The organism is Geomonas anaerohicana, assembly GCF_016458305.1.
Classification (GTDB): domain Bacteria; phylum Desulfobacterota; class Desulfuromonadia; order Geobacterales; family Geobacteraceae; genus Geomonas; species Geomonas anaerohicana.
The window spans coordinates 445046-460046 of the sequence record NZ_JAEMHL010000003.1; the positions used below are offsets into that span (position 1 = coordinate 445046).

General features: G+C 61.7%; 14 protein-coding genes. 11 read left to right on the forward strand and 3 right to left on the reverse strand.

The window, feature by feature from the left end; all coding sequences use genetic code 11:
• The first annotated feature begins 23 nt into the window (after positions 1–23).
• From JFN91_RS08355 to JFN91_RS08365, 3 genes are all read left to right on the forward strand, one after another.
• Positions 24–767 (forward strand): ABC transporter ATP-binding protein, encoded by a 744-nt coding sequence (locus JFN91_RS08355; RefSeq protein WP_199388738.1) that lies wholly within the window; start codon positions 24–26, stop codon positions 765–767.
• 2 nt (positions 768–769) lie between these two features.
• The gene (locus tag JFN91_RS08360) at positions 770–2071 is read left to right on the forward strand and encodes a phenylacetate--CoA ligase family protein (RefSeq protein ID WP_199388739.1); all 1302 of its coding nucleotides are present in this window, start codon (positions 770–772) and stop codon (positions 2069–2071) included.
• Positions 2072–2173: 102 nt separating this feature from the next.
• Positions 2174–2506: a c-type cytochrome gene (locus JFN91_RS08365; RefSeq protein WP_199388740.1), complete on the forward strand. Its 333-nt coding sequence runs from the start codon at positions 2174–2176 to the stop codon at positions 2504–2506.
• A 402-nt stretch (positions 2507–2908) separates the two neighbouring features.
• Here the strand turns inward: JFN91_RS08365 and JFN91_RS08370 are convergent, their stop codons facing one another.
• From JFN91_RS08370 to JFN91_RS08380, 3 genes are read right to left on the reverse strand one after another with little or no spacing between them, the layout of a single operon-like run.
• Entirely contained in the window at positions 2909–3289 is a 381-nt protein-coding gene (locus tag JFN91_RS08370) for a pyridoxamine 5'-phosphate oxidase family protein (RefSeq protein ID WP_236015034.1), read from the reverse strand.
• A gap of 19 nt (positions 3290–3308) precedes the next feature.
• The gene (locus tag JFN91_RS08375; protein WP_199388741.1) at positions 3309–3689 is read right to left on the reverse strand and encodes a VOC family protein; all 381 of its coding nucleotides are present in this window, start codon (positions 3687–3689) and stop codon (positions 3309–3311) included.
• A 50-nt stretch (positions 3690–3739) separates the two neighbouring features.
• Complete coding sequence (locus tag JFN91_RS08380) at positions 3740–4942, reverse strand: MFS transporter (protein WP_199388742.1); 1203 nt, start codon at positions 4940–4942, stop codon at positions 3740–3742.
• Positions 4943–5168: 226 nt separating this feature from the next.
• Between JFN91_RS08380 and rd the strand changes: the two genes are divergently transcribed.
• The 8 genes from rd to JFN91_RS08420 all read left to right on the forward strand — a co-directional run bounded on the left by rd (position 5169) and on the right by JFN91_RS08420 (position 14889).
• The gene (gene rd, locus JFN91_RS08385; protein WP_199388743.1) at positions 5169–5327 is read left to right on the forward strand and encodes a rubredoxin; all 159 of its coding nucleotides are present in this window, start codon (positions 5169–5171) and stop codon (positions 5325–5327) included.
• Between the two features lie 22 nt (positions 5328–5349).
• On the forward strand, positions 5350–6684 hold the full coding sequence (locus JFN91_RS08390) for an FAD-dependent oxidoreductase (protein WP_199388744.1): 1335 nt from the start codon (positions 5350–5352) through the stop codon (positions 6682–6684).
• Between the two features lie 9 nt (positions 6685–6693).
• Complete coding sequence (gene acnA / locus JFN91_RS08395) at positions 6694–9507, forward strand: aconitate hydratase AcnA (RefSeq protein ID WP_199388745.1); 2814 nt, start codon at positions 6694–6696, stop codon at positions 9505–9507.
• Positions 9508–9752: 245 nt separating this feature from the next.
• Entirely contained in the window at positions 9753–10043 is a 291-nt protein-coding gene (locus tag JFN91_RS08400; RefSeq protein WP_199388746.1) for a metal-sensitive transcriptional regulator, read from the forward strand.
• Between the two features lie 21 nt (positions 10044–10064).
• Positions 10065–12593, forward strand: coding sequence for a heavy metal translocating P-type ATPase (locus JFN91_RS08405; protein ID WP_199388747.1), 2529 nt, complete (start codon positions 10065–10067; stop codon positions 12591–12593).
• A 2-nt stretch (positions 12594–12595) separates the two neighbouring features.
• The gene (locus JFN91_RS08410; RefSeq protein WP_199388748.1) at positions 12596–12811 is read left to right on the forward strand and encodes a heavy metal-binding domain-containing protein; all 216 of its coding nucleotides are present in this window, start codon (positions 12596–12598) and stop codon (positions 12809–12811) included.
• A 237-nt stretch (positions 12812–13048) separates the two neighbouring features.
• Positions 13049–14209 (forward strand): ABC transporter permease, encoded by a 1161-nt coding sequence (locus JFN91_RS08415; RefSeq protein WP_199388749.1) that lies wholly within the window; start codon positions 13049–13051, stop codon positions 14207–14209.
• An 11-nt stretch (positions 14210–14220) separates the two neighbouring features.
• A complete protein-coding gene (locus JFN91_RS08420; protein WP_199388750.1) occupies positions 14221–14889 on the forward strand; it encodes an ABC transporter ATP-binding protein in 669 nt (222 codons plus the stop codon).
• Positions 14890–15001: the final 112 nt, after the last annotated feature.

Sequence of the window (15001 nt, forward strand, 5' to 3'; positions counted from 1 at the left end):
GCAGAGAGCTTCAAAGGACACAAATGCTAAAGATCAAGAACATCAACGCCTATTACGGCAAGGTGCACGCGCTCAAGAACGTTTCGCTGCACCTAAAGGCCGGCGAGATAGTGACGCTCATCGGTGCCAACGGCGCCGGCAAGACCACGCTGCTCAACACCCTCTCGGGCATCATCCCTACCGCAAGCGGTGAGATCCTGCTGGAGGGGAAGGATATCGTGGGGCAGGCGGCAGACCGCGTGGTCTCGCTGGGGCTGTCCCAGGTGCCGGAAGGGCGCCAGGTCTTCAACCCGCTTATGGTCGAGGAAAACCTGGAACTGGGTGCCTACCTGCGCTACCGGGCCGGCGGACAGAGAAACGAGATCGCGGTGGACCTGGAGCGGATGTACCAGATGTTCCCGAGGCTCAAGGAGCGTCGTCGCCAGGCCGCTGGGACCCTGTCCGGCGGGGAGCAGCAGATGCTCGCCATCGGCCGCGCGCTCATGGCGCGCCCGAAGCTGTTGCTGCTCGACGAGCCGTCCATGGGGCTCGCCCCCCTGGTGGTGCAGGACATCTTCAAGGTGATCGAGCGCCTGCGCAGAGAGGAGGGGACCACCATCCTCCTGGTTGAGCAGAACGCGCGCGCCGCGCTGAAGGTCGCCGATCGCGGCTATGTCCTCGAGACCGGTAAAGTGATACTTGAAGGAAAGGCATCCGAGCTGCTGGAAAACAAGGATGTGCAGCGCGCCTATCTGGGGCGCGACAAGAAAGAAATTTGGGAGAGGTAGCTATGCAGATTTGGGAGCCCGAATACGAGTGCATGCCGCGGGAGGAGATCGAGCAGCTCCAATTGGAGCGGCTCCAGGCTACTCTGAACCGCGTTTACAAGAACGTCACCTGCTACCGCACCAGGTTCAAGGAGATGGGGATCGTCCCCGAGGACGTCCGGTCCCTCGCCGACCTGGCCAAGCTCCCGTTCACCACCAAGGAGGACCTGCGCCTCAACTACCCGTACGGCATGTTCGCGGTGCCGCTGCGCGAAGTGGTCCGTATCCACTCCTCCTCCGGCACCACCGGCAAGCCGACCGTCGTCGGCTACACCAAGCACGACCTCAAGGTCTGGTCCAGCCTGGTGGCCCGTTTCATGACGGCAGCCGGCGTCAACAGCGACGACGTGGTGCAGATCGCATTCGGCTATGGCCTCTTCACGGGCGCCTTCGGCCTGCACTATGGTTCCGAGATGATCGGCGCCTCCGTCATCCCGATGGGCGCGGGGAACACCGAGAAGCAGATCATGATCATGCAGGACTACCGCACCACCGCGCTTGTCTCCACCCCGAGTTACGCGGTCACCATCGCGGAGCGGATGGAGAAGATGGGGATCGATCCCAAGGGGCTTACCCTCAAGGTCGGTCTCTTCGGCGGCGAGCCCTGGTCCGAGGCGATGCGTCGCGAGATCGAGGAGCGCCTCGGCATCACCGCCACCGACAACTACGGCCTTTCCGAGGTCATCGGCCCGGGCGTCGCCGGCGAGTGCCAGTGCAAGCGCGGCATGCACATCTCCGAGGATCACTTCATCGCCGAGATCATCGACCCCGATACCGGCGCGGTGCTCCCTCCGGGGAGCGTGGGCGAACTGGTGCTCACCTCGCTCACCAAGGAAGCGTTCCCGATGGTGCGCTACCGGACTCGTGACATCACTTCGCTGGACTACGAAAAGTGCGACTGCGGCAGGACCATGGTGCGCATGAAGAAGACCATGGGGCGCTCCGACGACATGCTCATCATCAAGGGGGTCAACGTCTACCCGTCGCAGATAGAGGACGTGCTGTTTGCCATCGAGGGGTGCCAGCCGCACTACCAGCTGGTCGTGGATCGGAAGGGGGCGCTGGACACTCTGGAGATCCGTATCGAGGTGACCGAAAACATCTTCTTCGACGAGATGAAGAAGCAAAAGGCCTTTCTGGACAAGGTGGAGAAGAAGATTGATTCCGTGCTCGGCGTCGGCGCCGTCGTGAAGTTGGTTGAGCCCAACAGCATCCCGCGAGCCGAAGGCAAAGCATGCCGCGTCATTGACAACAGGAAAATCTAGACTAGCATTGATTCCGCTTTTGGTTTCCAGCCGGGTGTTATTAGGCTGCAAGCGATACTCAACTGGGGCACGCCCCCCCGATACTACCAAGGAGGAATCAACATGAAAAAAGTTGTCATTGCTACTGCTGCTGTGCTGTCTATGTCGGTAATCGCGGTTCCCGCCTTCGCTGACGTCAAGAAGGGCGAGAAGATCGATGCCAAGGCCGAGTTCGATAAGCACTGTGTCGCCTGCCACCCGAAAGGGGGCAACATTATCAACCCCAAGAAGGGCCTGGGCAAGAAGGACCTCGCCGCCAACGGGGTAAAGACCGAGAAGGATATCGTCGCCAAGATGCGCAACCCGGGTCCCGGGATGACCAAGTTCGACGCCAAGGCCGTGCCCGATGCCGAGGCCCACGCCATTGCCAAGTACATTCTCGCCACTTACAAGTAATACCGTTTCAGATAGCAGCATCTAAAAGCACCTGCCGGCCTCGCGCCAGTAGGTGCTTTTTTATTCGCCCCGCAATGCCAGAGCCACTACAGCAAGTTCATCAACGAAGTGCATTACGTGACTTACGTTCCCCCCTTGTCAAAGGGGGGACGTCAGGCCGCGTGCAGCGCTTCGGGGAACGTCAGGCCGCGTGCAGCGCTTCCGATGGGACGAAGAGCGCCGCAGGAAATCCTGCGGCGCTCTTACTTTGTTTTGGCTCGTTTTCCCTCTCCCTCTGGGAGAGGGTGCCCGAAGGGCGGGTGAGGGAGGTGCCCAGCGCACCGTATTGCCAACTGCAGCGCCCTCACCCCTGCCCCTCTCCCGGTGGGCGAGGGGGACTGCCCGGCAGCTTCGGCTGCCGCTCTACAGCGTCTGCTTGGCTGTCGTTACCTTGATCTCGAGGACCGCTCGGGCCCAGGGGAATTCACCCTTGGTGGAGTCGAAGGTCGGGCCGGAATCGAGGATGGTTCCGGTGCCCTCCACAAAGAACCCCGTGCCGGGACCGTGACTTCCTTCCACTTCGCGCGTGCCGAGGGTAATCAGTACCCGCGGGTTCTGGGCCAGGTTGTTCTCGGTCACGTGCATGTAGCCGACCGGTACCAGCAGTTTCCCGTCGGGACTGATCCGCAGGTAGCTGTTCCAGGTGTTGACCATGTGCGGGCCTTCAATGCCCTGGGTCACTATGGCCACCACGCCCTCATGCGCCATCACTTCTTTCATCTTGTCAGGAATAGGAATCATCATATAGCTCCTCCTTTGGTGGCTACCACTGTCTCAGTTCAATAGAAAATCCGTCGCAATCCCGTATCTCGGCACGTTTGGAGGGGCCGAGTTGGACCGGTCCCCAACTGGGGGTGATGCCCTTGCCGGCCAGGTAGGCGAGGGCGGCGTCCATGTCTTCCACCTCCAGCGCCATCATCCGGTAACCGGTACTCCAAGGCTCTGCCGTGGTTATGGTGGGATCCTTCACCCGCATCAGTTCCAGCACCGTGTCTCCCAGTGCGAGATAGGCGATTTCCTCCAGCGGTGCTGCTGCCACCGCCATCTGTTCCTTAATGGAAAAGCCAAGAACTTCCGTATAGAACTTGACGGAACGATCAAAGTCGGTGGGGATTATCTCAATGTGATCAATCCTTTTGAACACTCTTGTCTCCGTATCGCTGTATCTACTTACCGTATTACCTGCTGTGGTATTTATTGTGCTTCCGCTATGAGTGTCGCTTCCGGCGCTTTATGAGGGACCCGCATCCACTGTGCTGCGATCAGCGAGATAACACCGAGCACTGTGCCGCCGATGAACGGTATCCGGTAGTCCATCATCCAGAAGTACCCGCCCAGGGCCGGCAGGAACACGGCGGCTATGTGGTTGATGGTGAACCCCACTGACATGGAGGAGGCGATATCTGCCGGATCGGCCACCTTCTGGAAGTAGGTCCTGATGGCGACCTCGAAATTGTAGAGGATGTTGTCCAGTATGTACATCAGCATGACCAGATTTTTCGAGGTGGTGAAGGCGTAAACCAGGAAGATGACGATGACGCCGGAGTACTCGATGGATGAGATGGTGCGCTCGCCGAAGTGGTTGATTGCCTTGCCGATCAGCGAGTTGAGGATGTAGGCCACCACGTTGTTGACGATGAAGAGGATGGTCATCTCCCGCACCGTGAAATGGAACACCTGGACCAGGAGCAGGATGGAGAACACCACGAAGATCTGGCGCCGGGCGCCAGACAGGAGCGTCAGCAGGTAAAAGAGCGAGTAGCGGCGCCGCAGGATCATCTTCTTGCGCTGCGGCACGATCCCGCCGTGGGTCGGGTTCTGGAACAATCCCCAGATCCCTGCGGCCAGCACGAGACCGCCGATGGTCAGGTACATCTCGCGGTACTGCGCGATGCCGCTCAGGCAGTACACGATGATCCCGGCGACGACGCTTGACACCGCCGCGAGCGCCCGCAGACGACCGAAAATCAGTGGCGACACGGCCGTGGAGAAATATTGCAGCGTCAGTGACTGGTTGGTGCTCTCGTAGTAATGGAAGCCGAAGCTCATGACCACCGTGGTGAAGATGACCCAGCCGTAGGAGGGGATCAACGCGGTGATGCCGGTGCCGAGGCCGAGAAGGACGATGGAAAGCGCTGCCAGCTTGTGCTCCCGTACCAGCAGCAGTACGAACACGACCAGCAGCGACAAAAGCCCCGGGATCTCGCGCACCGACTGGGTCACGCCGACTTGGCTTCCGTTCAGGTGCACCATCTCGGCGGCGAAGTTGTTGAAGAGGATGGTATAGCCCTGCAGGCCGATGGTGGAGGCTGCGGTGAGCACCACCAGAAAGCGCAGCATCGGGCGCTGCTCCGAGGCCAAAAGCCCAGTGTCGAATTTTCCCAGTACGCCTTTCATGAACTCTCCGGTAGTCGTGTTGCGATCCCCGCACCGGCTCAAGCCGCGCAGAGCGCTATTCTTAGCACCGTTGGCGTCGCCTGTATATACCACTCTCTCTAATGATTACGCGGCGGCTTGACATTAATGGGGCGCCAGCTACTTTTTATCAATGTTTTCAACTCAGGTTCCAGCGGCCAGCCAGTCAAGGCGCGGTAGGGGCTGCATCAAATTCAAGGAGGACGTCATGCAAAAGTATCGCTGTACTGTGTGCGGGTACATCTACGATCCGGAGGTAGGGGACATCGATAGCGGTGTTGCCCCGGGGACCGCTTTCGAGGACATCCCGGAGGATTGGGTCTGCCCCATCTGCGGCGTCGACAAGAGCATGTTCGAGCCGGAATAAGCCAGTTGAGGGAGACCCGCTCATGAAGTGCGTGATCATCGGCGGCATTGCCGCCGGCCTCTCGGCCGCGAGCCAGATCAAGCGGCAGTCTCCGCAGGCCGAGGTGGTCGTCCTCGAAAAGAGCGGCGACGTTTCCTACGCCGCGTGCGGCATGCCTTACAACCTGTTCTTCAAGGACAGGCCGGTGGAAAGGCTCTACGCCATCCCGTTGGAGGTCATCCGCAGCGAACGCGGGGTCGACTATCGCCTGCGCCAGGAAGTGACCCGTATTGATGCTGACGGGAAAAAGGTCGAGGTTGCCGATCTTCAAACCGGCCGGACTTACAGCGAAGGTTACGATTTTCTGGTCTATGCCACCGGAAATAAAGCGATCCGCCTGGATTACCCCGGTTTCGACGACAACGATGTCTTCTATTTCCGCACCCTCGAAGACACCCGACGCGCCAAGGAGTTTCTCTACCGCACCCCTCCAGCCAAGGTGCTCCTTATTGGGGCCGGCTATACCAACCTCGAGGTTGCCGACGTCCTGACCAACCTGAAGCTCGCCCCGGTGATCGTCGAGAAAGCGCCGGTGATCCTGCCGTCCTTCTGTGAAGAGGTGCGCGAGCAGGTGGTGGCGAAGGCATTGGAAAAGGGAATTGAGCTTTTCACCGGCGTGGATATCGAGGAGAAAGCCGGGCGCCAGGTGAAGACCTCCGCCGGGACCTTCCAGGCCGACATGGTCGTGGTTGCCGCGGGGGCGCGACCCAACACCGCCCTCTTTGCCGCCGCAGGTGGGGAACTTGGTGTGGCCGGCGCGGTAAAGGTGGACCGTTACCTGCGCACCAACCTGGACGGGGTCTTTTCCGGCGGGGACTGTGCCGAGCACTACGTCCGGCAATTGGGGCTGAACTCGTACTTCCCGCTGGGGCCGGCTGCCAACAAGCAGGGCAGGGTGATCGGTCACAACATCTGTAATCCCGACCGTATGACTGAGTTCTGGGGCATCGACCAGACCGCGGTCTTCAAGTTCTTCGACTACACCGTGGCCACCACGGGGCTGAGCGAGCGGCAGCTGCAGACGCTGGGCAAGGACGTGGTCAAGGTAGTGGTTGACGGTCCGACCAGGGGAGAGTTCCCCGGTGGCGGCACCATCCGCATCGTGCTCCTGTGCGAGAAAGGAAGCGGTCTGCTGCTCGGCAGCCAGATGATCGGCGAGGACGTGGTCGCCAAGCGGGTCGACGTCCTGGCCACCGCTATCTACAAGCACATGACGGTTTTCGAGATCGCGGAATTGGACCTGAGCTATTCCCCACCGTACGCGCCGGTCTGGGATCCGGTCCTGGTCGCGGCCAACGTGGCAGTAAAAAAAGTCTGAGGAGAAGACATGAGTGTATTGAACAGCTACAACACCCTCACCACGCTCACCGTGGACGGCAAGACCTACCGTTATCACTCCTTGAAGGCCTTCGCGGCCAACTCGGGCATCGATATCAGCCGCCTGCCGTACTCGATGAAGATCCTGCTGGAAAACCTGCTGCGCCGGGAAGACGGCGTGGTGGTGAAAAAGGAAGACATAGAGGCGGTCGCGCGCTGGGACGCACAGGCAGAGCCGGACCAGGAGATTCAGTTCATGCCGGCCCGCATCCTGCTGCAGGATTTCACCGGCGTGCCCGCCGTGGCCGACCTGGCCGCCATGCGCTCAGCCCTGAACCGGCTCGGTGGCCGCCCCTCGGACATCAATCCGATGCAGCGCGCCGACCTGGTCATCGACCACTCGGTTCAGGTGGACCAGTACGGCAGCCAACTCGCACTGAAGGCCAACTCGGTGCTGGAGTTCGAGCGTAACCACGAGCGTTACCAGTTCCTGCGCTGGGGACAGTCCGCGTTCCGGAATTTCAGCGTGGTGCCCCCCGCAACCGGCATCTGCCACCAGGTTAACCTGGAATACCTGGCGCAAGTGGCACTGGTGAACACTGGTGAAGGCGAGGGCGGCGCGGAGTGGGTGCTCCCCGATACGCTGGTCGGTACCGATTCGCATACCACCATGATCAACGGCTTGGGCGTGGTCGGCTGGGGCGTTGGGGGCATCGAAGCGGAGGCCGCCATGCTGGGGCAGCCCTGTTCCATGCTCATCCCGCAGGTGGTCGGCTTCCGTCTGACCGGCGCCCTGAGCCCGGGTGCAACCGCGACGGATCTCGTGCTGACCATCACCCAGATGCTCAGGAAGAAAGGCGTGGTCGGCAAATTCGTCGAATTCTACGGCCCCGGCGCCGCCTCGCTCAACATCGCCGACCGGGCCACCATCGGCAACATGGCCCCCGAATACGGCGCCACCATCGGCGTCTTCCCCGTCGACGAGCAAACCACTGCCTACCTGCAGCTCTCCGGCCGGGGCAAGGTGGTGCCACTGGTGGAGGCGTACTTCAAGGAGCAGGAACTGTGGCGCTCTTCCGACCGGCCCGAGCCGGTGTTCAGCGATACGCTGGAACTGGACCTGGCCGACGTGGAACCCTCCCTTGCCGGCCCCAGCCGTCCCATGGACCGGGTGCGCCTGAAGGAAGTGCGCGGCTCGTTCCGCAGGCAGTTGGTGACCCTGAGGCAGCAGGACGCGGCCCACGTGGACAAGGAAACCCTGAACCGGTGGCTCGGTGAAGGAGGCTCGCCCGTTACCGTCGCCCCGGAACTGATGGCCGAGCACCCGGACAAGGCGCTTGGCTCGCTGGGCCAATGCGTTCCGGTGCGCCAGCCCGACGGCACGAGCTACAACCTGTGCCACGGCTCCATCGTCATCGCGGCCATCACCAGCTGCACCAATACCTCCAACCCCTCGGTCATGATCGGCGCCGGCGTACTGGCGAGAAACGCGGTGCGGCGCGGACTCCAGGTGCGTCCCTGGGTGAAGACCAGCCTCGCCCCCGGCTCCAAGGTGGTGACGGATTACCTTGCTGCGGCGGGGCTCACCCCGTACCTGGATGCGCTCCGCTTCCACCTGGTCGGCTACGGCTGCACCACCTGCATCGGCAACAGCGGACCGCTGGCGGACCACATCTCGCGCGCGGTGGTGGAAGGGGATCTCGCGGTAGCGGCGGTCCTTTCCGGCAACCGGAACTTCGAGGGGCGCATCAATGCCCACGTGAGGGCCAACTACCTCGCTTCGCCTCCGCTGGTGGTTGCCTACGCCCTGGCCGGCAACATCAACATTGACCTCACCCGCGATCCACTCGGCACCGACCCCAACGGCGAACCGGTCTACCTGAAGGACATCTGGCCGGACGACAAGGAGGTGGCGGAACTGGTGCAAAGCTGCGTCCACGCCGAGTCCTTTGCCACCAACTACGCCGACGTCTTCCACGGCGACGACGAGTGGCGCAGCCTGGTCGTTCCCAGCGGCGAACTGTACCAGTGGCAGGATGACTCTACCTACATCAAGGAGCCGCCCTTCTTCCTCGACCTCCCGCCCGAGCCGCAGCCGGTAGCCGACATCACCGGGGCGCGCTGCCTGGCGCTGCTGGGCGATTCCATCACCACGGACCACATCTCGCCTGCAGGCTCCATCGGCAAGACGACTCCTGCCGGGCGCTACCTGATGTCGCTGGGCATCGAGCCCAAGGACTTCAACTCTTACGGTGCGCGACGCGGCAACCACGAGGTGATGGTGCGCGGCACCTTCGCCAACACCCGCATCAGGAACGCCCTGGTTCCCGGCGTGGAAGGCGGAGTCACCATGTTCTTTGCCAAGGGAGACGGCAGCGGCAAGCAGATGTCCATCTTCGATGCCTCGGAGCAGTACCGCGCCGAGGGGACGCCGCTGGTGGTCATCGCGGGCAAGGAATATGGCACCGGTTCCTCGCGTGACTGGGCCGCCAAGGGGACCAAGCTCCTCGGGGTCAGGGCGGTGATAGCGGAAAGTTTCGAGAGGATCCACCGCTCCAACCTGGTCGGTATGGGGATTCTGCCGCTGCAGTTCCTCCCTGGCGATAGCTACAAGAGCATCGGCCTCAACGGCACGGAGAGTTTCGATCTCACCGGGCTGAACGACCTGACACCGGGCCAGAAACTCGATGTGAAGTACACCGGCGTGGATGGTTCCAGCGGATCCTTCACCGTGCTGGTGCGCATCGACACGTCCAACGAACTCGACTACTACCATCACGGCGGGATACTGCCGTTCGTGCTGAGGCAGTTCCTCAAGAAGTAGCCTCGCCTTTTGTCCCCTCCCCTGGAGGGGGAGGGCTAGGGAGGGGGATGGTTTGCGTTCTCCCCTCCCAACCTCCCCCCTCCAGGGGGAGGAGCCTTCCGCCGCCTATCGCCGTCTCGTCCCCAGTACCTCTCGCACTCAATCACACCATCCATCACATTCCCTCTTGACGATTTATACCCCCTGGGGGTATTGTTGCCTTAACTGAATACCCCATGGGGGTATTGCGAAGGACGGAGGGACCCATGAGCGACTCGTCGAAAAACAAGCTGAACACGCGCGTGAAAAGGATTGCCGGGCAGGTGGCCGGTATCGAGCGGATGCTGGAGGAGAAGCGCTACTGCGTCGACATCCTGAACCAGATCTCCGCAGTCCGCTCCGCCCTCGATTCCCTGGGTGTCGAACTGCTCACCCGTCACCTGGAAAACTGCGTGCTGGGGCAGGGGGGCGACAAGCAGCACGACCAGGCCAAGCCGATGAGCCAGCAGCAGTTGTTGGACGAGGTGAAGACCGCCTTGTCCCGTTTCCTGAAGTAGTGCTTTACGGAGGAAAAAGTGATGGCTGAGAAAGTATCGTTTCGCGACCCGGTCTGCGGGATGGAAGTCGGCGCAGCAGCGCCCCTGTCCGCGACGCATAAAGGGACCACTTACAAATTCTGCTCCGCGGGCTGCCTGGAGAAATTTCTTGCCACTCCCGACACCTATCTTGCGCAAGCCGCCGCGCCCGCACCGGCCGAGGCGTCTGCCCCTGTAGAGCCGCCGGCATCATCTCAGGCGCCTGCACCTGAGCAGGTGGAGCAGTGCGAACTGCCGCTTCTGGGGATGAACTGCGCCGGGTGCGCCGGGCGGATCGAGAAGACCTTGAATGCGACGCCCGGCGTCGTGACCGCGGCGGTTAACTTCGCCACCACGCGCGCCACCATCAAGTACGATCCTGATGGAACCAGCCCGGATACCCTCAAGCAGGTGGTGCGCGACATGGGCTATGACGTCCTGGAGTCCGGCGGCGGAGGGGAGACGGACGAGGCCGGTATGCTGGAGGCGCAGACCCAGGTGCACGAGGCGCAGTATCAAAAGAACAAGAAGAAGTTCTTCGTTGCGCTGGCGCTGACTCTTCCGGTGGCCGTTCTAGCCATGGCCGGGCACCTGGTCCCCGCCTTGGAAGATGCCCTCAATTTCCCGGGCCGGGCCTGGGTGGAGCTGGCTCTAACAACCCCGGTCCTGTTCTGGGCCGGGCGTGAGTTCTTCACCGGTGCCTGGGCCGCAGCCAAGCACCGCGTCGCCGATATGAACACGCTGGTTGCTCTGGGCACCTTGTCCGCCTACCTCTTCAGCTTGGTTGCCACCATCGCGCCGCAATGGCTGATGGCCGGCGCCAGCGAGGGAGGCGTTGCCGGGCACGGCCACGCCATGGCCTCGCCGGTCGGCGTCTACTACGAGGTGGCCGCCATCATCGTTACCCTGATCCTGATGGGGCGCCTCCTGGAAGCCCGGGCGCGCAGCAAGACCAGCGGCGCCATCCACGCCCTCATCGGTCTGCAGCCCAAGCTGGCCCGCGTCGTTCGCGAGGACAGGGAAGAGGACATCCCGATTGCCGAGGTGGTGCTTGGCGACGTAATCGTCGTGCGTCCCGGTGAAAAGGTGCCGGTGGACGGCGAGGTTATCGAGGGGGGCTCAGCGGTCGACGAAAGCATGCTGACCGGCGAACCGCTGCCGGTGCACAAGAAAGCCGGCGATACCGTCATCGGCGCCACCCTGAACAAGACCGGCTCGTTCCGGATGCGCGCCACCCGGATCGGGAAGGACACGGTGCTGCAGCAGATTGTGCGCCTGGTGCAGCAGGCCCAGGGAAGCAAAGCACCCATCCAGCGCCTGGCCGACCTGATCGCCAGTTACTTCGTCCCCGTGGTGATCAGTCTCGCCATTGCCACCTTCGTGATCTGGTTTGATGTCACGCCGCCCGAGACCCGTCTCAACATGGCGGTGCTCACCTTCGTCTCGGTGCTGATCATCGCCTGCCCCTGCGCCCTTGGTCTTGCCACCCCGACCGCCATCATGGTCGGCACCGGGCGCGGCGCCCAAAGCGGCATCCTGATCAAGGGGGGCGAGGCACTGGAGACCGCACATAAACTCACTACCATCGTCCTGGACAAGACCGGCACCATCACCCGCGGCGTCCCTTCGGTGACGGACGTCGATACTTTCGTAGTTGATCGCCGCACCTTATTGCAACTTTCTGCCTCTGCTGAGGCAGGCAGTGAACATCCGCTGGGTGAGGCAATCGTGCGTTCCGCAGAGGAGGAGGGTATCGACCGGCTGCCGGTGACCGGGTTCAATGCCATCCCAGGTCATGGCATCGAGGCTGAGGTGGACGGCAAGAAGGTCCTTGTCGGGACCGAACTGCTGCTGACCAACCACGGGATCGCGGTCAATCCTGCCAAAGCGCATGGGCTGGCAGATGAGGGAAAAACCCCTGTGCTGGTTGCCATCGATGGCAAGTTCGCCGGTGTCATCGCCATTGCCGACCCGATCAAGGAAAGTTCCGCCGCTGCGGTGAAGCGACTTCACGAGCTGGGGCTCGAGGTGATCATGCTGACCGGCGACAATCGCCGCACCGCCGACTCCATCGCCCGCCAGGTCGGTGTGGATCGCGTGGTTGCCGAAGTGCTGCCGGACGGCAAGGGCGAGGAGATCAAGAAGCTCCAGGCGCAGGGCAAGATAGTCGCCATGGTCGGCGACGGCATCAACGACGCCCCGGCGCTGGCGCAGGCTGACGTGGGGATCGCCATGGGGAGCGGCACCGACGTGGCCATCGAGGCGGCTGACATCACCCTGGTGCGCGGCGACCTGAACGGCGTTATCTCCAGCATCGCGCTGTCCCGTGCCACCATCGCCAACATCAAGCAGAACCTGTTCTTCGCCTTCATCTATAACATCCTCGGCATTCCCATCGCCGCCGGCATCCTGTACCCGTTCACCGGCTGGCTGTTGAGCCCGATCATCGCTTCACTGACTATGGCGCTCTCATCGGTCAGCGTGGTCACCAATGCCCTGCGCCTGCGCGGGTTTACTGTAGAGAGGGGGTAATCATGGATACCTCGCAGATATTCGTTACCCTGGGCGGCGTCGCCCTGATATCGTTCAACCTCTGGTTCTTTTTCGGCAAAAAGGCTACGATCAAGCCTGCCACCAAGGGGGAAGTCTACGCCTGCCCGATGCACCCCTGGATCACCAGCGATGACCCGACCGCCGATTGCTCGATCTGCGGCATGAAGCTGGTCCGCAGCAACGAGGTTGGGAAGTAGTCGGGCAGCGGCCGTGTGTGGAATATTCTGCGCACCACGTTGAATATTCTTCCGCGGCCGTTGTCGTGTCCTGTCCTCGGGCAGGCACCTGTCGCGCTGTTCCAGGCACTTAGGCATTTGCCGCCACTTTGGCATGACACTTGATAAAGAGCTAGCCGGTAGTCGTTGAAGAAGATGCCGCGGGGTTCCGCCTCCTCGGTCCCGCGGCATCTTTCAAACCCGCAGCACGGAGACACGATGAAACTGCACACCATCTCGATCAACAACCTGAAGCGCCGCAAGGCCAAGATGGCCTTCCTGACCATCGGCCTCATGGTCGGCATCGCTACCATCGTGACCCTGGTCACCCTGACCCGTTCCATGTCCAACGACATCGAACGCAAGATGGACGAGTTCGGCGCCAACATCCTGATCACCCCGCAGAGTAACGGCCTGTCCATGAACTACGGCGGCATCAACCTGGGCGGCGTCACCTTCGATCAGCGCGAGATCAAGCAGGAAGACCTCGACAAGGTCCGCAAAATCAAGAACAACAGGAACATCTCGGCGATCTCCCCCAAAGTCCTTGGCGGCGTCAAGGTCGGCACCCACGACGTGTTGCTGGTCGGGGTGGACTTCCCGGCCGAGCTCAAGATGAAACAGTGGTGGCAGATTTTCGGCAGCGAACCCAAGGGGGACAACGAGGTGCTGTTGGGGAGCGACGCCTCCAATACCCTCAACGCGACCTCGGGCGACAACATCGAGATCAAGGGGGAGCAGTTCAAGGTGGCCGGCGTTTTGAACCAGACCGGCTCGCAGGATGATTCCCTGGTCTTCGTCACGCTCCCGAAAGCACAGAAGATCCTGGGCAAGGAAGGGAAGATTACCATGGCCGAGGTGGCTGCCCTCTGCTCCGGCTGCCCGATTAGCGACATGGTGAACCAGATTGCCGAACTGCTGCCGGACAGCAAGGTCTCCGCCATCCAGCAGGTGGTGGCCGGGCGCCTGAAGGCGCTGGACCAGTTCAAGCGCTTCTCCTACGCCATGGCCAGCGTGGTCGTCTTCATCGGTTCGCTCATCGTCTTCGTGACCATGATGGGGAGCGTGAACGAGCGCACCACCGAGATCGGCGTGTTCCGCGCCATCGGTTTCAGGAAGAGCCATATCATGCGCATCATCCTGCTGGAGGCCGCGCTGGTGAGCCTCCTGGCTGGCATCCTCGGTTACGCGGCGGGTATGGGGGGCGCCAAACTGGCACTCCCGTTCATGGCGGAAACCAAGAACGCGCACCTGGTCTGGGACACCACGATCGCCTTTGGCTCTATCGCGCTGGCGCTGCTCCTTGGCATCCTGGCCAGTCTCTACCCGGCGCTGCACGCCAGCAAGATGGACCCGACCGAAGCCCTGCGGGCGCTTTAAGAGAGGACGACATGGCTATCATAGAAATGAAGAACGTGAAGAAGCAGTACCAGACCGGCTCGGACCTGGTCGAGGCGCTGCGCGGCGTGGACATAACCATCGAGGCGGGCGAGTTCATTACCATCATGGGGCAGTCCGGCTCGGGCAAGAGTACACTGCTGTCGGTGCTGGGCGGGATGAACCATCCTACCAGCGGCGAGGTCGAGATGGCCGGGGTCAAGCTGTACCAGTTGAAGAGCGAGGAGTTGGCTGACTTCCGCGCCCAGAACCTCGGCTTTGTTTTCCAGTCCTTCCACCTGATCCAGTACCTGACCGCCCTGGAAAACGTCATGCTGCCGCTGGCGATCGTGAAGATGAGTACGGCTGCCAAGAAAGATGCGGCACGACAGGCGCTGGAACGGGTCGGCCTGGGTGCGAAGACGGACCGTCTCCCCAACCAGCTTTCCGGCGGCGAGCAGGAACGAGTCGCCATCGCACGCGCCATCGTGAACAACCCGCACATCCTGCTGGCCGACGAACCGACCGGCAACCTCGATTCCAAGACCAGCGAGGAAGTGATGGCGCTGTTCAGGCAACTGAATGAAGCAGGGCAGACGGTGGTGATGGTTACTCATAACCCCGAGAATGGCGCCTACTCTGACCGAACTATCCATCTCAAGGACGGCTTGATCAGCGCGTAGATTTAGTAGAACTTGCTGAGTCGCCCCAAAATCTGGGGAGCACACACTTCTTATACTTCGTGCTCTTCAGATTTTTCTTTTTATGCCGATTTTCTGTGAATGAAAAAGTAAA